The organism is Stieleria tagensis, from assembly GCF_024129865.1.
GTDB lineage: Bacteria > Planctomycetota > Planctomycetia > Pirellulales > Pirellulaceae > Stieleria > Stieleria tagensis.
Window position 1 is genome coordinate 102,530 of sequence record NZ_JAMYFE010000066.1, and the last position, 21,065, is coordinate 123,594.

A 21,065-nucleotide genomic window follows, 5' to 3' on the forward strand; every position below is an offset into this window, starting at 1 on the left:
GGACCGCATGAATCTTGTGACGAAGCAGAATGCAACTTCGTTGCTAGTCAACGCGATAACGACATTTCGTTGATGTTGACCGTTGATTGGTCGCCCCTGTTGACGTATTGCCTATCGTTGTCGTCGCAAGATTTGTTCGCACCTCGGACGGAATACGGTTCGCCGCCCGATCCGTACGGCGTACAGTCGCCGCTCCGCCTCAAGACCCAAGTCTGGCGTCTGTAATGGTCCGCTCTCGTCCGTGATTGGATGAGAGGGTAGTGGCCTTGTGCTGTAGCGAAAGTCGTCAAGACTTTCGACCCTCGATCCGGTGCGCTGCTGGCCGAAACTCTTGACGAGTTCCGCTACGGCAACTGCGCACCGTTCATCTGCCGCGGACGCTTCTTTGCGTTGACCGTTCGCTGATCCACACGCATCCGAGTCGTGGATCAGTTTCTCCGGCAGTTGTTCCGTTGGTTTCGTTACCATGAAAATCCGTATGCCCAAAATCCCCATGAAGTGGGGTTGGATATTTGCCACGCTGATCGTTGTGATCGTCGGTGGTTTTACCTGGCAGCATTGGTTCCCGGCCACGAAGGCGTGGGTCGATCGAACCGCTGTTTCGTTCCGAGGTGGCGGCGAATCGCATGAAGGTGAAGCGGCTGGCGAGGCTGATCCCCATGCCGGTCACGATCACGCGGCTCATGCTGGGCACGATGAGGCGACTTCGCTCGAATTGTCAAAGCAAGCAATCCGCAACATTGGATTGTCCGATGAAACAATCCGCCCGATCAAGCTGGAAACCTTCCGTCGGTCGATCACGGTTCCCGCCGTCGTCGTCGAGCGCCCTGGTCGTTCGCGAGTCCAAGTTGCCACGCCAATGACCGGAGTCATCACGCATGTTCACGCGGTGCAAGGCGAAGCGGTCGAGCCGGGAAGCTTGCTGTTTCAAATTCGTTTGACTCACGAAGACCTCGTCAACGCACAAACCGATTTCGTCCGCACGCTCGGTGAACTGGATGTCGAGAATCGCGAGATCGCTCGTTTGGAGCAGGTCACCCGAAGTGGTGCGGTCGCGGGCAAGGTTTTGCTGGAGCGGCAATACTCCCGCGACAAGCTGAATGCGAATCTCGGTGCCCAGCGGGAAGCGCTGCGTCTGCACGGGCTGTCGGACGATCAAGTGAATCAAATCGAACGCGAGCGAACGCTGCTGCGAGAGTTGCAAATCTTTACACCAAGCATCGACAGTCACGGTGAAGCCGAGTTGCGATTGACCCAGCGATTCGTCCAGGCAAGTTTCGTTCAACAAGACAAGCCCAAGCACACGGACTCTCAGCACACTGGCCCGTTGATCCTGCAAGACTTGTCCGTTCACAAAGGACAATCCGTCAATGCGGGCGAAACGCTCTGCATCCTAACCGACTACGACGAGTTGTTCATCGAAGGACTCGCGTTCGAGCAAGACATTCGACAGCTTCGAGGTGCCTCACAAAACGGTTGGAAGGTCGATGCGATCATCGAACAACCGGGTTCCGAATCCCGCGTGATCGAAGGCTTGGAAATCGCGTATCTGGCCAACCAAGTCGATGCCACGTCGCGCACATTGAACTTCTACGTTCGGCTTCCAAACGAAGTTGCGAAGGATCGTCGTAACGACGGCAACCGCTATGTCGAATGGCGTTACGTCCCTGGTCAGCGGATGCAGTTGCGAGTGCCGGTCGAAGAAATGCCGGAGCAAATCGTAGTTCCCGTCGAGGCGGTGGCGAGCGAAGGAGCGGAAGCCTTCGTGTTCCAGCAGAACGGCAGTCACTTCGATCGTGTGCCGGTTCATGTGAAGTACCGCGATCAGTATTCCGCCGTGATCGACAACGACGGTTCGCTGTTCCCCGGCGATGTCATCGCCATGCGTGGCGCACATCAAATGCAAATGGCTCTCAAAAACAAGTCTGGCGGTGGAGTTGATCCACACGCAGGACATAACCACTAAGGAGCCCCAACATGCTTAATTCAATCATTCGATTTGCACTGAAGCAACGCTTGCTCGTGATCGCCGTTGCCTTGTTCCTGGTGGGATTCGGGACGTGGCAAGCGATGCAGGCTCCCATCGACGTCTTCCCCGACCTCAACCGTCCTCGTGTGGTCATCATGACTGAGGCACCGGGGTTGGCGCCAGAGGAAGTCGAAACGCTCGTGACTTTCCCCATCGAAACAGCGGTCAACGGAGCCAACGGCGTGCAGGCGGTTCGCAGTGCGTCGGGCGTCGGCATCTCGGTCATCTATGTTGAGTTCGATTGGAACACGGACATCTACAACGACCGCCAAATTGTCGCCGAGCGGTTGCAACTCGTCCAAGAGCGGATGCCCAAAGGAGTCAAGCCGACACTAGCACCAGTCTCGTCCATCATGGGCCAGATTTTGATGCTGGGGATGTGGAGCAACGACGGTGCAACGGAACCGCTGGAATTAAGGACGCTCGGCGACTGGGTCGTACGCCAACGATTGCTGACGATCCCTGGTGTGTCGCAAGTATTCACAATGGGTGGCGGACGCAAACAGTTTCAAGTGTTGGTCGATCCTGACGCGATGTTGCGATTCGGAATTGCGTTGCATGAAGTCAAGCAGGCCGTTCAAGACAGCAACCAGAACGCGACGGGCGGATACTTGGACGAACAGGGGCCAAACGAGTTACTCGTTCGTGGTCTGGGTCGTGTCCAGAGCATCGAAGACCTGAAAAAGGTCGTCGTCACGATGAAGGAAGGCCGACCGATCTCGCTGGGCCAGATCGCTCGCGTCATCGAAGGCCCTCAAGTCAAACGTGGCGATAGTTCGGCCTGGGTGCGTGATGAAGACGGGCAATACAGTGGCGGACCAGCAGTCATCCTTACCATCAACAAGCAACCGGGCGCCGACACGCGGCGCGTAACCGAGGACGTGATGGCTGCGATTGATGAGTTGCGGCCTTCCTTGCCAGGTGATCTCCGCATCGAACCGCTTTACACGCAAAAGTCGTTTATTGACCGAGCGATTGAGAACGTCGTTGAAGCGTTGCGTGACGGCGGCATCCTGGTCGTCATCATTCTGTTCTTGTTCTTGATGAACGTTCGCACGACGTTCATCACGCTGACGGCGATTCCGTTGTCGTTGGTAATGACAGCGATCGTGTTCTCGATCTTCGGACTCTCGATCAACACGATGACGCTGGGCGGTTTGGCTGTTGCGATCGGCGAATTGGTCGATGATGCGATCGTGGATGTCGAGAACATCTATCGACGACTCAAAGAGAACCGGGGGAGCGATAACCCGAAGCATCCGCTGTTGGTGGTATTCCGTGCGAGTATTGAGATTCGCAACTCAATTGTGTTCGGAACGATGATCGTCATCCTTGTCTTCCTGCCGCTGTTTGCATTGTCGGGCATGGAAGGCCGTCTGTTCGCTCCACTCGGTGTCGCCTACATCGTTTCGATTCTGTCGTCGCTGTTGGTTTCCCTAACCGTAACTCCCGTGCTGTCGTACTGGTTGCTTGGTAAACAGAAGCTCAAGGGGCATGAGAAAGACGGTTTCGTCCTGCGAGGAATTAAGTGGATCGGCGACAAAGTCATCCGCTTCAGTCTGACTGTGCCGCGATTTAACTTAGCTGTTACAGCGATTCTGGTCGCTCTATCAGGGATGTTTCTGATGAGTCTGGAACGCGATTTTCTGCCTCCGTTCAATGAAGGTGCCGTACAACTCAACATCGTCTTGCCACCGGGAACTTCACTGGCGACTTCCAACGACATTTCCAGCCGCGTCGAAACGCGATTGCGAGAGATTGAAGACATCGAAGGATTCATTCGACGTACTGGTCGTGCCGAACTGGATGAACACGCCGAGGGCGTGAACATGAGTGAGTTTATTTTGGAACTCGATCCCGAGTCACCGCGATCCCGCGAAGAACAGCTCGAAGAGATTCGCGAAGCGATGGCGGATATTCCTGGCATCGTCACGGCGGTCGAGCAACCCATCGCTCACTTGATCTCGCACATGATTTCAGGAGTGAAGGCGCAAATCGGCATCAAAATTTACGGTGACGATCTCGACCTGCTTAGACGTAAGGCGGGCGAGATGGAAGCGGCGATGAAGGCGGTGCCGGGAACGAAAGATGTGCTGGTCGAACCGCAGGTCATCATCCCACAACTTCGGATTGAACTCGACCGCGACAAGCTGTTGCTTTACGGACTCAGTGCCGTCGAAGTCAATGAGTTCATTGAAACTGCTCTCAACGGACAAGTCGTTTCCGAAATCCTGATCGGCCAACGCACGTTCGATTTGATGCTGCGTCTGGATGAGGATTACCGCGAGAACCTGCAAACACTGCGTCGCCTGACGATTGATCTTGCCGACGGCGGCAAGCTGCCATTGGAATCGGTCGCCAAAATCTATGAGTCCGGCGGGCCAAACACCATCAACCGCGAAGATGTTCGGCGGCGGATCGTGTTGCAATGCAACGTATCCGATCGCGGCGTGGTCGATGTGGTGCAAGACATTCAAACGAAGGTCCAGCCCATCGTCGAGTCGCTGCCGCCGGGCTACTTCGTTCAATACAGCGGTCAGTTTGAAAGCCAACAATCGGCCTCGCGAGTGATTGGCGTTCTATTTGCCGTCTCGCTCGTCGGCGTGTTCTTGGTGCTCTACACGATGTTCCGCAGCGTCAACCTCTCGTTGCAAGTGATGATGGCTTTGCCGATGGCGTTCATCGGTTCGGTCGCCGCGTTGGTCATCACCGGCCAAACGTTGACCGTCGCCGCCATGGTTGGCTTTATTTCGCTGGCCGGAATCGCATCACGCAACGGCATCCTGTTGCTGAACCACTACCTGCATCTCGTGCAGCACGAAGGCGAAGACTGGACGAAAGAAATGATCGTTCGCGCGGGACTCGAACGTCTCGCTCCCGTGTTGATGACTGCACTGACTTCCGGCATCGGCTTGGTCCCGTTGGTCATGGCGGCGGGCGAACCGGGCAAGGAAATCCTGTATCCAGTCGCGACCGTGATCCTCGGCGGCCTGATTAGCTCGACGCTACTCGATTTCTTTGTTCACCCAGCATTGTTCTGGCTGATCGGACTGAAATCGGCTGAGCGAGTTGTCAACGAATCCAAAACCGACATTCCTCTGTTTGAAGAATCCGAAGACGAGGAATCTCACCAACGAATCAACCCTTCTCCGTCACGGACGACGAAGACCTCCCAGCCCCTTTCCGAACCCGCGACCTAAGACAGGAACCGAACGGATACTTTTTCCAAAAGGAAAGTTTGATGTTGAAACGAATTTCAAAACTACTGTGCTTCGTCGCACTCGCGTCGGTTGGCAGTGTTGCCGGTGCCGAAGAGTCGATCGCATTTTGCTTGCCCCAGTGGAAAGAGATGCACTTCGACGATTCCGCCAAGGCACAACAGCACCTTGCTGCCGTACAAAAACTCCGCTGCGAAGCCAAGATCGACAGCCACGGTGGTCACACCGATGTGGTATATCGCTCGCCAAAATGGAAGAGCATGGAAGTCGCCAACGACCAACTGGCTCACCAATGGGAATCGTGGCTCAAGAAAGCCGGCTTCGAGACCCTGCACGGTCACGCGGCGGACCATGGTGGCGATGCTCACGCCGGGCATGAAGGTCACGACCATGCGGCGCACGATCACGCCGGACACAGTCACGCGGCAGGCCAAGTCGAAGAGGTCAACTATCGCGTGACCGAGTGGAAAACACTGCACCTTGAAAACCAAGAACAGCTTTCGGAACTGACAGCAATGCTAAAAGGACTCGGCTGCGAGTTGAACAGCACCCAACATTCCGGCCACGCCGACTTGAGTTTCCGTTGTCCGCGATGGAAGCACATCGAAGTGGGATCCCATGAGGTCGCAACGACTTGGGAACAATGGCTCGCCAAGACCGGCTTCGAGGTCAAGCACAGTCACTAGCGAATAGTCGCCGAACCGCTCCGCCGGTTCGTATGTTCGAGACCGACCGGCGGAGCGGTCGGACGACTTTCAATTCCTAATCTTCACCCCCCTCAACGAGGAAGCCAATGAAACTTTCAAGCAAACTCTTCACAGTCGTTCTGGCATCGGCAACCTTCAGCTTCGTCGGCTGCAAAGACGGGGGAACCAACGCTGGAACTGGCGTTGAAACGTCGCCACCTCCGGCCACCGTTGACGACCATGACGATCACGCCGGCCACGCACATCCCACCGAAGGGCCGCACCACGGTGGATTGATCGAACTGGGCAACGAGGAATACCACGCCGAACTCGTTCATGACGAAGACACCGGCTCGGTGACAATCTACGTGCTCAACGCAGCCGCGACGGAGCAAATCCCGATCGTATCGACCGAGGTTACGATCAACGTCAAACATGACGGTAAGCCAGAGCAATTCAAGCTGGCCGCTTCGCCTGACGCAAACGATCCACAAGGCAAGTCGTCACGCTTTGTTTCGACCGATGCGGAACTCGGCGAGCACCTAGATGAAGAAGGAGCCGATCCAAAACTTGTCTTAACGATCAACGGCAAATCGTTCCGAGGAACGATCGCACACGACCATGACCACGAAGGTCATGACCACGAGTGATTGAAGATTGATGATCGCAGATTGGAGATTGAAAAACAGCTCTCCAGTCTGCCTTCGTCTTTATTCAATCTGCAATCTGCAATTTTCAATCTCCAATGTTAAAAGGAATGACAAAGATGAAACGGATTTACAATCAAACGACAATCGCACTGATGATAACGCTGGTAACCGCTTGTTTCGCGATGGACCAAACCGCTCACGCGGCAAGTCCTGCTGAGCAAGCGATTCAAGCGGCCGAAGCCAATAACCAGTTTGCCTTCGTGATGTTCTATCGCGGCAACGATGCCGCAACGCAAGCGATGCACGGCACGTTACAACAGACGCTGGCCATTCGGCAGGATGCGATACTCGTACCCGTGCAGATTGGCGATGCCGCCGAGCAAGCGTTGGTCAAACAATTCGATGCAACCCGGATGCCGATGCCAGCAATCGCCACGCTCGCTCCCAACGGCGCGGTGTGCAGCGTTTTCCCGCGACGGGTGACGGAGCAGCAACTTGCTGCCGCGATCGTTTCGACTGGTCAGACTCAAATCCTAAAGGCGTTGCAAAACCGCAAGCTTGTGTTGCTATGCGCTCAACCCACCGCCGGTACCCCGGTTCCTGCAGGAGTTCAGCAGTTTCAAGCGGATCAGCTTTACAGCAATCGAACCGAAGTCGTCACCGTGTTGGCGAACGATCCTGCCGAGGCTGAGTTCTTGACCAAGATCGGAGTGAAACCAGGCCAATCGACACCCGTTGTTGCATTCATGGCACCTCCAGGCGTCATGGTCGGCACCTTCAACGCCAACGTCAGCTTCGATGTGTTGGCCGAGAAGTTAGCCGCCTCTGGCAAATGCTGCGACGACGAAAACTGCAAGCACCACAAGTCGGCACAGGCGGCAACGCCCGCAAGACGTTAGCAGTAATTCAAAGAGGGAGCTGAGAGTTGAGCGCCCGGATCGAAAGAGATCCGGGCTCGACACTCTCCGCTCTCCAGCAACCCACACATCTCTCAACCAATAGAAGTCAAAGGAACGGATTCTATGAAACTTCGACACATGATTTGGAAAGAACTCTGGCAGCGGCCGACACCCATGCTAACCAGTTTGCTGGCCGTCACGCTTGGTGTCACAGCGCTCGTTGCGATTCAGAACATCACCGTGTTCTCAGAACGCAAGATCGCTGGTGACATGGAGTCACTCGGTGCGAACGTCTTGGTGTTGCCGCCCAGTGTCACGCTGCAAGACTATTACGGTGCCGATATGCACGGGCATACGATGCCTGAGGAATACGTCACTCGGCTCGCGCTCGCTCGACTGCCCGGCGTTGAAAACTTGGCTCCCAAGTTGTGCGTCGAAGCGGAAGTGGACACGATTCCCGTCACCTTGACCGGTATCCTGCCACGCAGTGAATTTCAAGCCAAGGCCGCTTGGCAGGGTCTCGGGATGTTGGGCAATGCCGTCGGCAGCGATCGCGGTTGTTGTGCCACCGCCGCTGACATCGGCGAAGGCGATAACGATCCGAACTCGCTGGCCACCACACGCACCATCGCTGAATTAGGCGATCGCGATGTGATCCTCGGATGCGATCTCGCCAGCCAACTTGGTGCGAAAACTGGCGATACATTGCCGCTACTCGGTGAAGATTTTACTGTCCTCACTGTGCTGCCTTCAACCGGCACGATCGATGACGGACGCATGTTCGCTCACTTGCACAGCGTCCAAGACTTGTCGGATGCCGGGCCAGTGGTGAACGTCATCGAGATCATGGCGTGTTGCGAAGACGCCGCAGGCGGTTTGATTACCAACCTGTCCGCCGAGCTTCCCGAGACACGAATCGTCACGATCGCTCAAGTTGTACAAACACAAATCGCCGTCAACGGCCTGATGTCGCGTTTGTCCTGGGTCTTTCTGTCGATCCTGCTTCTGGTCGGTGGTGCGAGCATCGCCAGCGTGATGTACGCCAACGTGACCGAACGACGCAAGGAAATCGGGACGCTGATGGCAATCGGAGCCAGTCGCAATTTTGTCACGCAAATGTTCCTTGGCAAGGCTGCGGTATTGGGACTCGCCGGTGGAGCAGCGGGCTTCGTCGTTGGTACCATCGTCGCCGCAGTGTTGGGACCACAGCTATTGGGTATTCATGTACGCCCAATGCCCATGCTGCTGGGCGTGGGAATGGGGACGGCAACGATCGTCGCGGTCGCCGCCAGTCTACTACCCGCTCGCCGAGCGGCCGGTCTCGATCCGTGCCTCGTTTTTAACGACGCCTGATCGTTCAGCCGTGTGATAGATGCCGGGTTTTCCCACAAAACATAACTCTCCATTTCAAGACAAAAAATGTATCAACTCAATTCCGTTACGCAGACCTACGAACGTCGAGGCCAGATCGTCACGGCACTCGACAATTCCGATCTTACGATTCCCGACAACGACTTCATTGCGATCGTTGGACCGAGTGGAAGTGGCAAGACGACTCTACTGTCCGTTCTTGGCGGAATGCTCGCGCCGTCAACGGGTGACGTGATGCTCGATGGCGAATCATTGTACGACTTGTCCGTGGAAGAACGCACGGCGCTGCGGGGCCGCAAGATTGGCTTCGTCTTCCAGTCTTTCAACTTGATCTCCTGGCTGACCGCTCGCGAAAACGTGCAAATCCCACTGATGCTGTCTGGCAAAACCGCCAAACAACAAGAAGAGCGTGCGATGGAAATGCTCGACCGCGTTGGGTTGTCCGATCGAACCGATCACCGTCCGTCAGAAATGAGTCAAGGCCAGCAACAACGAGTTGCGTTGGCACGGACGCTCGCCAATGACCCGCAAATTATCTTGGCTGACGAACCGACCGGAAATCTCGATTCAGAAACGCGGCAACAAGTGATGAGCTATCTGAATGAATTTCACCAAGACGGACGCACGATCGTCATGGTCACCCACGACGCCGACACCGCCGCATTCGCACACCGAACCATCCGCTTGGTCGCCGGAGTCACCCACGAGGTCGCCATGGCAGAAGCAGCGTGAGAGGGGGTGAAAAGGAGAGAAGGAGTTTGGGAGAAATTGCGCTCATTGTCTGCCAGCTCCCAACTCCCAACTAAAAAACTGACGGCTGCCATTCAGCCGTCAGCTAGGTTCCCGGACCGCGTCACTCACCAGCCGACGCGCCGGGAGCCGTTTTTCGCCTTCCAACCCAAAGATTGACTTTCCTATGGCACTCATTGAAGAATTTGAACGCACCGGATCGTGGCTTTTCCGCTGGCGCAGCTATTTACCCTTCGTGTTCTTACCGTTGATCGTGACCGCGGCACTGCGATATCCCGTGATTGAATTGCATCCCAATTTGCATTTCGTCTGGAGCATCATCAGTCTCGGCGTTTCGCTAGTGGGATTAGCGATTCGCTGTCACGCGGTCGGATATGCGGCCGACGGAACTTCGGGTCGCAACACCAAAACACAAGTTGCCGAAACACTCAACACTTCCGGCTTCTACTCGGTCGTCCGGCATCCACTGTACCTCGGCAACTTCTTGATTGCCCTGGGCATCGTGTTGCATTCCGCTGCCCACTGGTTGGTCGTGGTCTACCTGATGGCATTCGCGTTGTATTACGAACGCATCATGTTCACCGAGGAAGCGTTCTTGCGAAAAAAGTTTGGCCGTGTATTCACCGATTGGTCCAATCGCACGCCCGCGTTCGTACCTAGACTTCGACAATGGAAGTCGGCCGAACTGCCGTTGGACATCCCCAAAGTCATTCGAGCCGAATCTGCTGCCGTCGCGGTCATCGCATTGACTTTCCCAGCATTGGAATTGGCGATGCACGAAGCTCAGCAAGGCAACGTCGCCATCGAGAAATCGTGGTACATCCTGCTCGGCAGCGGTATTCTTCTCTACATCATCGCTCGGGTCATGAAACGGCAACTCCGACGATGGCTCAAGTACGAGCGAATTTTGTACGAGGCCGCAAAGTGAGATCGACCTACTATGAAAAAAGAAAAAATTGAACTCAATCTGCTTCTCCCCACGGTCAAAGATGCGGACGATTTGTGCATCAGGCGGTTGGCGGAGCTGCTACAAAGCAAAGCAGGAATCGACGCAGCACATTCTCTCAAGCCGAGTGACGAAAGCCGTGGACAAATCTGTGTACATTTCGACCCGAGCGTGGTTTCGACGGGCGAGGTTCGCGAATTGGCACGTCGAGCTGGGGCAGAGCTTGACCAACGCTACGGGCATTGGCATAAGCGAGTTGGGCCGATGCACGCAGGCAGAGCATCCGCCGTCGAATCGCGTTTGGCTCGCATCGACGGTGTCATCGAATCAGTGGTCTCGCCGGACGGAGCCGTTCGAGTCGAATTTGATCGTCAAACAACCGACGCTTCGTCGATCGCAAGGGCACTGAATGATTGGTCATCGTCTGACCTGCAAGTTCGCGGCGAACTTGAGGGTCATCGGCATGACGACGAAGGCCACGAGGACGATCACGACCATGCCGATCATGATCACGCGCACGGCGGCATCTTCGGACCGAAGTCGGAGTTGATCTTTGCGATCCTTTGCGGCGTTTTTCTGTTGGTCGGTTGGCTGATCGAAACCTTCGCAGAACTGAACGAGTGGATTCCGCTGGGGTGCTACATCGCCGCTTACCTGTTCGGTGGCTACTATACCGTCATCGAAGCAGTCGAGAAAATCCGAGCGGGCAAGTTTGAGATCGACTTCTTGATGATCGTGGCTGCCGCCGGTGCTGCGTCGCTGGGGGCGTGGGCCGAAGGTGCGTTGCTGTTGTTCCTGTTCAGCATCGGCCACGCCTTGGAAGGCTACGCGATGGGGCGAGCAAAACGTGCCATCGAAGCCTTGTCCGAACTGGCACCAAAGGCAGCACGGGTTCAACGCGATGGCAACGAATCAGAAATCTCAGTCGAAGACCTGGTCGTTGGCGACATCGTCATCATCAAACCTGACGAACGAGTCCCCGCAGACGGTTTCGTGACCGCCGGCGAGTCCAGCATCAACCAAGCACCGATCACAGGCGAGAGCGTGCCCGTCGACAAACGCCCTGTCGCGGACGTTGCCGATGCCGCATCCGATCCCGAGTCGCTTCCGCCAGAACATCGTGCCTTCGCTGGAACGATCAATCAATCGGGGTCGCTCGAAATCCAAGTCACCAAGCTCGCATCCGAAAACACACTGGCCCGTGTCGTCACGATGGTCAGCGAAGCAGAAACGCGGGTGTCACCAACGCAGAAGTTCACCAAGAAGTTCGAGCGATACTTTGTCCCGTCAGTCATTGCCGGTGTCCTACTGTTGATGTTCGCACCGCTCGTCATCGACGAAACCTTCAGCGAATCGTTCTACCGAGCGATGGCGGTTCTAGTCGCCGCCAGCCCCTGTGCGCTCGCGATCGCAACGCCCAGTGCGGTGCTCAGCGGCGTCGCCCGAGCGGCACGCGGCGGTATCCTCGTCAAAGGTGGCGGGCCACTGGAAAGCCTTGGCAGTCTCAATGCAATCGCGTTCGACAAAACCGGAACGCTCACCGAGGGCGAACCCAAAGTCACCGACGTTCGCACCGCTGACGGTGTTGATGAGACCGAATTGTTGAGAACCGCTATCGCAGTAGAAGACCTCAGCAAACATCCGCTTGCCAAAGCCGTGGTCCGCGACGGATTAAAAAGACTGGATGACGGTCTTACGATTCCGGATGCTACTGATTTGCAGAGCATCACCGGGCGCGGCATTCAAGCGACGGTCGAAGAAGACATCGTCCATATTGGCAAAGACGACTTGTTCGCCGAAGTCGAGGGGCCACCGCTACCAGACAGCGTTCGCAAGATTGTTGAATCGCTCGAAGAGAATGGACGCACGACTATGATCGTCCGACGCGGCGATCGTTACCTCGGCGTCATCGGTTTGATGGACACACCGCGTGAGGCTTCCAAGCGAACGATCTCGCGGCTTCGCGAACTTGGAATCGAGCGGATGATTATGATCTCAGGCGACAACCAAAAGGTCGCCAATGCGGTCGCGAAGGAAGTCGGTCTCGACGAAGCCCGCGGCGACTTGATGCCCGACGATAAGGTCAACGAAATCAAAAAGCTGCAAAGCGAAGGCGGTGTCGCAATGGTCGGCGACGGAGTCAACGATGCACCCGCGATGGCATCCGCCTCAGTCGGCATCGCGATGGGAGCCGCCGGCAGCGATGTCGCCCTCGAAACCGCCGACGTCGCACTGATGGCCGACAACCTCGACCACTTGCCGCTGGCGATCGGACTCAGCCGCGCCACACGCCGCATCATCCGTCAAAACCTCTGGATGAGTCTCGGCATGGTCGCGTTCCTCGTCCCCGCCACGATCCTCGGTCTCAATATTGGCCCCGCAGTTGCATTGCACGAAGGCAGCACGCTCGTCGTCGTCTTCAACGCATTGCGTTTACTTGCTTATAAACCGAAATTTTAAGTGGAGAACTCTACGTGGAAAACGACCGGCCAAGACATAACAAAAATGACGATCAACCCGACGATACGAAGCATGTTCAAGGTATTCGTCGCGGCCGTTACATCGAAATCACGAGCCTGATCTACATCAGTCGCCCCTTCGCTTGGTGACCGATGACGTGCCCGTCGGCAATGGTCATGTCTGCAGCTACCTCGATATGAACGTCTGCAAAGTACTCCAATCCAGATTTGCGGCCCCAGAAATTTTCGACACCTAGCACTCCATCCACCTCAAAAAGTACCGTTCGCAATTGACTCACGAGTTCTTCATCCGCCTGCGCGTCCATCAATTCATGAGTACTCTGACGCAGCTGATTAATAGCGGTCCACAAGATCGCCGCGACCACGACCAGTGAGGCGACTTCATCGGCCCAAATGTACGCTGGTCCGCCAATCCGGATGGTCGCAAGACCGAGTAGCACTGCCAGGGAACACAGTGCATCGCTACGATGGTCCCATGCCCCCGCGATGATCGACATCGACCCCGTCTCCCGGCCAACGCGTATCTTGTATCGATAGAGAACTTCTTTCACGAGCACATTGCCACCCGCAATCCACAAAGTCCAAGCTGGTGGAATGACATGCGATTGTGAAAACCGGCTAATTGCTTCCCAGCCTATCCATATGGCGGAAACGATGATCAGTACCGCAACGTTCGAACCGGCAACCGCTTCGATTCGGGTATGCCCGTAGGGATGCTCTTCGTCGGCTGGTTTCTGCGCCACGCGAAGGGCGAAGATAACCACGCACGAGGTGAGCACATCACCGATCGAGTTGGCAGCGTCGGATAGCAACGCGAAGGAATGTCCCACCAAGCCGCCGACCAGTTTGATGATTGCGAGGGAAAGGTTGACTAGCAATCCTAGTACAGCGGCGTGTGTGGCATCGCGATAGGGTGAGCGAGCAGTGGCATTCACACTATGGGGCCAACTGGTGTTCGCCATCGGCAAAATCTTGGTGACACGCGTTGCAGTTTTGAATCATCGTGCGATATGCGACTTCAGAATCGGCCTGATTCTTCTGTTTGGCAGCTTGGTAAAGTTGCCCGCCAAATTTGCGAACGGTCGTCGCATGCTGGTTCCAATCTTGCGATTCTGACGCTGAGCCTCGGAACAAAAGCAAATTGCCTCCCTCTGCCAAAATCAGTGAATCCGACTTGATGCTTTTCCAATTCGCGTTGTCTTTCTCAGAGATCGCCATCGACTCTTTGAGTCGCTTGTAGGTCGGTTGAAAGACGTACTCCATGAACTCGTGCATATCGCCCTCCACCGGAACCAGCTCCGATTTCAATTCATTGCTGGGTTCAACGCTCGGTGCCTGGGCGAAAGTCGCTGGAATCGGAGCTCGCGTTAAAATAATTAACGACGCGATTGCCGGAACAAGTAACATCCCAAGTGTCAGTGCAAAACGGTTGGTCTTCATCACGAAGGGTTCCTTTGAAGGGAGAGGGACAAAAAAGTTTTAGTGGACGAACTGAGTCTTATCGTACGCTTCGGGCTCAACCTGTTTCGGCTCGAACCAGCGATAAATCGTCGGCAATACCAACAACGTTAAAGCCGTCGACGTGATCAAGCCTCCAATGACCACTGTTGCCAGAGGCCGTTGGACTTCGGCACCGGAGCTTGACGAGAGTGCCATCGGAACGAATCCCAACGCACCGCACATGGCCGTCATCAGAACCGGACGCAATCGGTCGATCGCACCAATGATGACCGCATCACGTTGCGAATCGCCGGCATGACGTAAGTGCCGGACGTGCTCGATCAACACGACACCATTCATCACTGCGATACCGAACAATGCGATGAATCCGACGCCCGCAGAGATCGAGAATGGCAAATCGCGTGCCCACAGGGCAAGCACACCACCGGTCGCGGCAATGGGCACGTTTAAATAGATCAGCATCGCCAATTTGACCGAACTGAAGGTCATGTACAGCAATGCAAAGATTAAGGTCAGCGCGACCGGGACTGCGATGGCTAAACGCCCGGTCGCTTGTTGCAGATTCTCGAATTGCCCGCCCCAGCGGAGCATGTAGCCCGGCGGCAACTCTACCCGTTGGTCAACGACTGCTTGGGCTTCGGCGACAAAACCGGCCAAGTCACGTCCACGCACGTTGCACTGAACGAGCAATCGACGGCGAACCGCGTCACGGCTGATTTCAACCGGACCATCTTCGGTGACAATATCGGCGAGTTGCGAGATCGGGATGGGCCGGCCGTGGGCGTCGTCCACTTTCAACGCCAAGAGCTGGTCGGTGTTCTCGCGAGACTCAGGTCGCAATCGAACTTGCAAAGGGAAACGCCGCTGGCCCTCGAACACTTGACCGACCTGGATTCCGCCGACCGAACTGACGGCATCGAGCACCTCTCGCGTGTTGATGCCGTAACGAGCCAAATCCTGCCGCCGAACTTTGACTCGCAAGTACGAGAGCCCGGCGATCTGTTGGGCCGCGACATCGGCCGCCCCTTCGACTTGATTGAGGGCGCGGACGAGTTCATCGCCCTTGACCTTCAGCACATCGAGATCATCGCCATACAAGCTCAGTCCAATGTCGCTTCGCACGCCCGCTACCAACTCTTGGACTCGCAATTCGATCGGCTGCGTGAAGCTAAACGCGTTACCGGGCACCTCCTTGATCAACGCGGCTTGCATCTCTTCGATCAAATCGGCCTTGGATCTTCCCTCGCCGTATTCGGCATGCGGGTCGAGTCTGACAAAGATGTCCGTCTGGTAAACTCCCATGGGATCGTTAGCGATCTCCGGACGGCCCGTCTTGGAAACCACTGTCTCGACTTGAGGAAATTTCAATAGGGTTCGTTCCATCGCTTTGGTCATCTCGATCGACGTTTCGAGCGACACGCTGGGCAACCGCGTCGCTTGGATCGCGATGTCTCCCTCGTCTAATTTGGGGACAAATTCGACGCCGAATCCGCTGGCCAGGAACACACTGCCCACAAACAAGACGACCGAACCGACGAACATCGGGAGCGGCCGCTTCATCGCGAACATCAGCATCGGTCGATAAGTTGATTTCAATCCACGAACCACAAACGTCTCACGCTGTTTCACCCGCCGGGCCAAAAACAAAGATGCCAAAACAGGCATCACGGTCACCGACAGGATCAACGCCGAGGAGAGTGCCGTCATGAAGGTGAATGCCATCGGACGAAACATCTTGCCTTCCATGCCTTGCAAACTCAGGATCGGAAGAAACACGATGATCACGATCAGCCCGGCAAAGAGAATTGGCTTCCCAACTTCCTTTGCCGACTCGCGGAAGACACCTTCGGGAACGTGATCGCCGTCGTGTTCTTTTTGATATTGCATCGCCCGTCGAACACAGTTTTCGACCATCACCACGGCCCCGTCAACGATTACCCCGAAGTCAACCGCCCCGAGGCTCATCAGGTTGGCTGATACACCGGCATAGCGCATCGCGATCAACGCACACATTGCCGACAACGGAATTGCCGCAGCAACGATCAATCCGGCTCGGACATCACCCAAAAGCACAAACAAGGTCACGATGACGAGGATCACGCCGAGTCCGATATTTTCGCCAACGGTGTGAATCGTCTTGGCGACCAGTTCCGTCCGATCGTAGAACGTGTCGATCACAATGCCTTCGGGCAGCGTCTTCTGAATTTCCGTTATCTTGGCCTTCACATCGCCGACGACCTGACGAGAATTGCCCCCCATCAACATCATCACCATGCCGATAACCGCCTCGCGGTTGCCGTCGCGTGTCACAGCACCCTGGCGTAACATCGGGGCAAATTCGACTCTTGCAATGTCGGCGATGCGAATCGGCGTCCCTTCCCGACTGTCCAAAACAATCATTCGAATGTCGTCGAGCGAGCTGACTAATCCTTCGCCCCGAATTAACCTCTGCTCGGCATTGTGCGCAATGTACCCGCCGCCGGCGTTTCCGTTGTTCTGTTCCAAAGCATCCATGACCTGGGTCAAAGAAATGTCATAGTTTTGCAGTTTGGCAGGGTCGATCTGTACCTCGTACGTCTTTAATGCTCCGCCGAAAGTGTTGACTTCGATGACCCCCGGAACGCTGCGAAGTTGAAACGCGATCTGCCAATCCAACACGGTGCGCAGATCGGTCAACGAATGGTCAAATCCTGGCTCCGCGCGGACTTCGAATTGGTATATTTCGCTCATGCCCGTCGCAATCGGTCCGAGTTCGGGCGTCCCCATTCCTGGCGGAATGTCTTCGCGAGCTTTCAGTAATCTTTCGCTGATTAAGTTCCTCGCCCAGTAGATATCGGTCCCGTCTTCGAATGCAACCGTGACGGCTGACAATCCAAACCGGCTAATCGACCGAATCTCGTCGACCTTGGGGATACCGCTCATCGCGTTCTCGATCGGGAATGTGATGAACTGTTCGACCTCGACCGGACCGAGAGCGGGCGAGTTGGTAAGGACCTGCACTTGCACGTTCGTCAGGTCGGGAACCGCGTCGAGCGGGATCGTTGCGGCGGCGAAAAAGCCCATGCCGAGGATCGCCAAAGACAATAAGATGACGATGAAGCGGTTGTTAAGAGAAAAATCGATGAGAAAGTTGACCATCTTATTCGTCTCCTAACAATTCGGCGAGCAATTGCGACTTCAAGATAAAACCGCCCGCAGTTACGACGGACTCGCCTTTTTGCAGGCCAGAGCGGACGACGATAGAGTTGCCACTCGTTGCTCCTACGATGACGTCACGACGTTGAAACTGATCGTTTCCTTGATGCACAAAGACGAACTGCTTTCCCTCGTGTTGCTGCACCGCAGCCGAAGGGATCACAACGGATTCAGATTGTCGGATCGGCAATTCGATGTTGACAAACATGCCGGGCTTCAGCCGGTGATCCACGTTATCAGCGATCGCTCGCAACGATATCGTGCGAGTCGCTTCATCCATGATCTCCCCGGTATAAAAAACCTTGGCCTTGAAAACCTGGGCAGGCAATGCGTCGTTGCGAAGTGTGATCGTCTGGTCCTTGAATGAATCTAGATACGGAAGATGCTCTTCGTAAATGTTCGCGACGACCCAAACTGTGGATAGATCCGCAATGCTGAGCAACATCACATCGGGCCGCACCTGCTCGCGCAGCACGACGTCTTTCGACAAAACTGTTCCGTCGAAGGGGGCGCGGATGGCGTAATGCGAGAGCGTTTCGCCCTGTTTGGCCGGGTCAATTTCTGCGATGTCCTCGGCGTCGACGTTGAGGATTTGGAGGTTGGTTGCAGCGACCAACACCTCGGCTTCGCCTTCCTTGACGGCTTGGCTCGACATCAAGGTGGTAGTTTGCAACTCGTGTTGAATTTGTTCAATGCGTGCCTGAAACGTAGCTTGGTCGGCGTTGCGTTTTGCGGTCGCCGCCAGTAGTGTTTTCCCGGAAACGGCACCCGATTGGGAAACACCTTCCAGGCGTTCGACGTCCGCATCGGACTTCAAGTATGCCGCGTAGGATGCCAAAGCACGTTCGCGGAAATCGCCCATCGGGCGGTCGCGGAATTGGGTCTCGATCTCTTGGATATCGACGTTGTCCCTTAGTGACTGCAGCAACTCGGTGGCGTTCGCGGCGATTGTGGCTTGCAATTCATTCTTGGCGCGGGCTAGTTCGAGCTGCAGTCGCGCTTGATACAGGGCTAGCTTGGCCGATCCCACTTCACGGCTGTGGATTACGGCCAATCGATCGTTGGATTTGACGGTCTGCCCGAGTCGCACGGAAACGTCGTCGACGGTTCCCTCGACCATCGAATAAATGTGAGCCACGCGATCTTGGTTGAGCGATATTTGTCCGGTCAGCCGCAATACTCTGTCGAGCGGTTCTTCACCTGCCGCTTCGATCTGAATTCCGGATGCTCGCCACTGCTCCTGAGGCAGACTAATGATGGCAGCGGTGTCGGCAACGTCGACTGGAGTGTCGTGTCTTTGAGCCGACACTTCGTTGAACGCTGAGCTCAATACGGATATGAACGATATGAAAAGCATCCAACGGCCACGCCTGGGACGCGAGATACAAGGCAGAAGGTAGTTTCGATTCAACATAGGGATTCTCGCTGAGAGTATGCTTGTCTCGTATGACATAGCGGGGCTAGCAACTTTGGGCTTCAATTCTTTCACTCGTAAGCCGAGCGAATGATTGTCGCAAATGGCGTCGGTGAATAAGCGGGACCGCTCTTCCTTCACATGAAAGCATGACCGCGGAGGCATACCTGCCTTAGCAATCATCGAAGCGGTAGAGCGGAACCAGCGGCGTTTAGAGGAATCGTCGAGTTAACAACGAATGACGCCAAGAAGTTCGGGAAGAGAGTGGCGGCTTGCCAATAATCCAATCGTTGTATACGAGTGTCGACGGTTGCTCGAGATTGCTGGCGCGATGACGGTACTTTGCCAAACCCAAGCATCCAGTTTGGACTCATCCGGAAGGTCGCCGGCACCACGGATCACGCTATTTATCGATAGATCGCACTGCGTCCCGGAGCCAACGTCATTAACCCCAATCAGGGAGTCCATCTGCAAGACCCAATGCCAATGCCAGTCCGATGGCCAATTGTCAGCGTTGGCAATTCCGCCGTGGCATGCTTGTAAGTGCAGAGACATCTCTTGCGCTGACCAACCGAGTCCGACGTCACCGTGACAGTGTCCAACCGGAACGGGCGCAGGCCACAGTAACACCAAAAGCAAAACGAGCTTGGCGATCATGTGAAAGATGCGTTTTGGCAACCTTGTTGGCATCAGCTTCTAAGAAGGCAAAGCAGCGAGGATCTTGAGAGAATTTCTAAGATTAGTTATGTTAGTCGCGAGTTTTTCGTCAGTCAATCGGCAAGATGGCTTGTCAACGCCGCCCAGCGCACAGGTTTCAAAACCTGTTTTGTCTTGAAGAGCGCTGAGCATTGGCCAATAAAAAAGGGGGAAACGACCCTACTTGCTATCCGGGTGGATCGTTATCGCATCACCGGAAGAGGGATGGCCTGTCGTTTGTTCGAGTGGCTTTCTTCACATTTGACGCTGTCGGTCCCAGAGCAGTTTAGTCGCGATCTGACGGAGATTTCTTTGGTGGATCGGCGGCTTGCCGGACGTTTCCCTAGGAAACGACAGCACGGCTTCCTGGATGTCGGGAGAGTATGTTGCAAACGGCTTTGCAAGGCGAAGTCGTATCACAAGTTTTCGAAGGCCAGCGTCGTTTCGATCTATTCGTTCGCTTGGAGGAGGAGCATCGGACCGACTATGCCAATCTTGGGCGACTTCGCATCGACTTGCCACATCAAGCCGAAGTAAACGATCATAGTGTTGCCGGCCATGGCCACAGAGCTGGCCCCCACGACGGCACCATCGCCGATTGGGGTGGCGGAAAGTACCACGTCGAATTCACAGTTGATCACGGCAAGACTCAAGCAACCGCCTATGCCTAGGAGGTGATGAAAAGATGCCTGCACCAATTGAAGCCGATTCCATTGAGCTGAACATCGTTGATCCAGAAATGACGTTGACTCTGAAGGCGTCACCGAAAGAAAATGATCCTGACGGCAAGGCGTCAGAATCATAGGCACGCATGAAAAGCTTGGCGTCGTTCAAGAGTACGAAGGCAGCATGACGGGAGTGATTGATGGCACACCGTATACAGGCGATTTCAAGGAAGAAGCTCATGACGACCACGAGTAGGAACACTCTTTCATCAAGGACTTTGGAAGATGTGGTTGATCGTCAAAGCGTTGATTTCGGCTGCGGTGATTGTCGCCGTGGCCGAGATGTCGTCTCGGATGCCTCGGCTGGGTGCGCTATTGCTGACGCAAATCATCACCATCGTTGCCCCGATGACAAGTGCCATGTAAAAGCGAGTCTCGCTTCCGTAGACGTGGTCGGTCCTGTTGGAGTTCAGACAGCATGGATGTGGTCGAAATTGGGCTCATCGCTCCAAAGAGTCGCTAGAAGTCGTTTTCCTTGCTCAGTTTGTGATTCGAGTGCCCAGACGAATTTGCAAATACGGTGCCGAGGTATCCGAATGCCAGGA

At 55.4% G+C, this 21,065-nt stretch carries 15 protein-coding genes; 11 read left to right on the forward strand and 4 right to left on the reverse strand.

The window, feature by feature from the left end; translation table 11 throughout:
- Positions 1-478: 478 nt before the first annotated feature.
- From NHH03_RS16435 to NHH03_RS16475, 9 genes are all read left to right on the forward strand, one after another.
- On the forward strand, positions 479-1,966 hold the full coding sequence (locus tag NHH03_RS16435) for an efflux RND transporter periplasmic adaptor subunit (protein ID WP_253158074.1): 1,488 nt from the start codon (positions 479-481) through the stop codon (positions 1,964-1,966).
- Between the two features lie 11 nt (positions 1,967-1,977).
- Positions 1,978-5,229: an efflux RND transporter permease subunit gene (locus NHH03_RS16440; RefSeq protein ID WP_253158075.1), complete on the forward strand. Its 3,252-nt coding sequence runs from the start codon at positions 1,978-1,980 to the stop codon at positions 5,227-5,229.
- Positions 5,230-5,270: 41 nt separating this feature from the next.
- Entirely contained in the window at positions 5,271-5,933 is a 663-nt protein-coding gene (locus NHH03_RS16445) for a hypothetical protein (protein ID WP_253158076.1), read from the forward strand.
- 107 nt (positions 5,934-6,040) lie between these two features.
- Positions 6,041-6,583: a hypothetical protein gene (locus NHH03_RS16450; RefSeq protein ID WP_253158077.1), complete on the forward strand. Its 543-nt coding sequence runs from the start codon at positions 6,041-6,043 to the stop codon at positions 6,581-6,583.
- A 116-nt stretch (positions 6,584-6,699) separates the two neighbouring features.
- Positions 6,700-7,482 carry a hypothetical protein gene (locus NHH03_RS16455; RefSeq protein ID WP_253158078.1) on the forward strand — a complete coding sequence of 261 codons (783 nt, stop codon included), beginning with the start codon at positions 6,700-6,702 and terminating at the stop codon, positions 7,480-7,482.
- Between the two features lie 123 nt (positions 7,483-7,605).
- Complete coding sequence (locus NHH03_RS16460; RefSeq protein WP_253158079.1) at positions 7,606-8,835, forward strand: ABC transporter permease; 1,230 nt, start codon at positions 7,606-7,608, stop codon at positions 8,833-8,835.
- 66 nt (positions 8,836-8,901) lie between these two features.
- Entirely contained in the window at positions 8,902-9,585 is a 684-nt protein-coding gene (locus tag NHH03_RS16465) for an ABC transporter ATP-binding protein (RefSeq protein ID WP_253158080.1), read from the forward strand.
- A gap of 184 nt (positions 9,586-9,769) precedes the next feature.
- Complete coding sequence (locus tag NHH03_RS16470; RefSeq protein WP_253158081.1) at positions 9,770-10,531, forward strand: methyltransferase family protein; 762 nt, start codon at positions 9,770-9,772, stop codon at positions 10,529-10,531.
- 12 nt (positions 10,532-10,543) lie between these two features.
- A complete protein-coding gene (locus tag NHH03_RS16475; RefSeq protein ID WP_253158082.1) occupies positions 10,544-13,009 on the forward strand; it encodes a heavy metal translocating P-type ATPase in 2,466 nt (821 codons plus the stop codon).
- A gap of 121 nt (positions 13,010-13,130) precedes the next feature.
- Here the strand turns inward: NHH03_RS16475 and NHH03_RS16480 are convergent, their stop codons facing one another.
- The 4 genes from NHH03_RS16480 to NHH03_RS16495 are packed head-to-tail and all read right to left on the reverse strand — an operon-like array spanning position 13,131 to position 18,994.
- Complete coding sequence (locus NHH03_RS16480; protein ID WP_253158083.1) at positions 13,131-13,991, reverse strand: cation diffusion facilitator family transporter; 861 nt, start codon at positions 13,989-13,991, stop codon at positions 13,131-13,133.
- Positions 13,966-14,469 (reverse strand): cytochrome c, encoded by a 504-nt coding sequence (locus NHH03_RS16485; RefSeq protein ID WP_253158084.1) that lies wholly within the window; start codon positions 14,467-14,469, stop codon positions 13,966-13,968. Before NHH03_RS16485 ends, NHH03_RS16480 begins: the two co-directional genes overlap by 26 nt.
- A 39-nt stretch (positions 14,470-14,508) precedes the next feature.
- A complete protein-coding gene (locus NHH03_RS16490; RefSeq protein WP_253158085.1) occupies positions 14,509-17,628 on the reverse strand; it encodes an efflux RND transporter permease subunit in 3,120 nt (1,039 codons plus the stop codon).
- 1 nt (position 17,629) lies between these two features.
- On the reverse strand, positions 17,630-18,994 hold the full coding sequence (locus NHH03_RS16495) for an efflux RND transporter periplasmic adaptor subunit (RefSeq protein ID WP_253158086.1): 1,365 nt from the start codon (positions 18,992-18,994) through the stop codon (positions 17,630-17,632).
- Positions 18,995-20,178: 1,184 nt separating this feature from the next.
- On the opposite strand from NHH03_RS16495, the gene NHH03_RS16500 reads away from it, so the two are divergent.
- On the forward strand, positions 20,179-20,466 hold the full coding sequence (locus NHH03_RS16500) for a hypothetical protein (RefSeq protein ID WP_253158087.1): 288 nt from the start codon (positions 20,179-20,181) through the stop codon (positions 20,464-20,466).
- Between the two features lie 279 nt (positions 20,467-20,745).
- The gene (locus NHH03_RS16505) at positions 20,746-20,886 is read left to right on the forward strand and encodes a hypothetical protein (RefSeq protein WP_253158088.1); all 141 of its coding nucleotides are present in this window, start codon (positions 20,746-20,748) and stop codon (positions 20,884-20,886) included.
- The last annotated feature ends 179 nt before the right edge of the window (positions 20,887-21,065 follow it).

Coding starts and splice junctions, on each gene's coding strand:
- NHH03_RS16435 (WP_253158074.1), top strand. CDS start 479: ATGCCCAAAATCCCCATGAAGTGGGGTTGGATATTTGCCACGCTGATC.
- NHH03_RS16440 (WP_253158075.1), top strand. CDS start 1,978: ATGCTTAATTCAATCATTCGATTTGCACTGAAGCAACGCTTGCTCGTG.
- NHH03_RS16445 (WP_253158076.1), top strand. CDS start 5,271: ATGTTGAAACGAATTTCAAAACTACTGTGCTTCGTCGCACTCGCGTCG.
- NHH03_RS16450 (WP_253158077.1), top strand. CDS start 6,041: ATGAAACTTTCAAGCAAACTCTTCACAGTCGTTCTGGCATCGGCAACC.
- NHH03_RS16455 (WP_253158078.1), top strand. CDS start 6,700: ATGAAACGGATTTACAATCAAACGACAATCGCACTGATGATAACGCTG.
- NHH03_RS16460 (WP_253158079.1), top strand. CDS start 7,606: ATGAAACTTCGACACATGATTTGGAAAGAACTCTGGCAGCGGCCGACA.
- NHH03_RS16465 (WP_253158080.1), top strand. CDS start 8,902: ATGTATCAACTCAATTCCGTTACGCAGACCTACGAACGTCGAGGCCAG.
- NHH03_RS16470 (WP_253158081.1), top strand. CDS start 9,770: ATGGCACTCATTGAAGAATTTGAACGCACCGGATCGTGGCTTTTCCGC.
- NHH03_RS16475 (WP_253158082.1), top strand. CDS start 10,544: ATGAAAAAAGAAAAAATTGAACTCAATCTGCTTCTCCCCACGGTCAAA.
- NHH03_RS16480 (WP_253158083.1), bottom strand. CDS start 13,991: ATGGCGAACACCAGTTGGCCCCATAGTGTGAATGCCACTGCTCGCTCA.
- NHH03_RS16485 (WP_253158084.1), bottom strand. CDS start 14,469: ATGAAGACCAACCGTTTTGCACTGACACTTGGGATGTTACTTGTTCCG.
- NHH03_RS16490 (WP_253158085.1), bottom strand. CDS start 17,628: ATGGTCAACTTTCTCATCGATTTTTCTCTTAACAACCGCTTCATCGTC.
- NHH03_RS16500 (WP_253158087.1), top strand. CDS start 20,179: ATGTTGCAAACGGCTTTGCAAGGCGAAGTCGTATCACAAGTTTTCGAA.
- NHH03_RS16505 (WP_253158088.1), top strand. CDS start 20,746: ATGTGGTTGATCGTCAAAGCGTTGATTTCGGCTGCGGTGATTGTCGCC.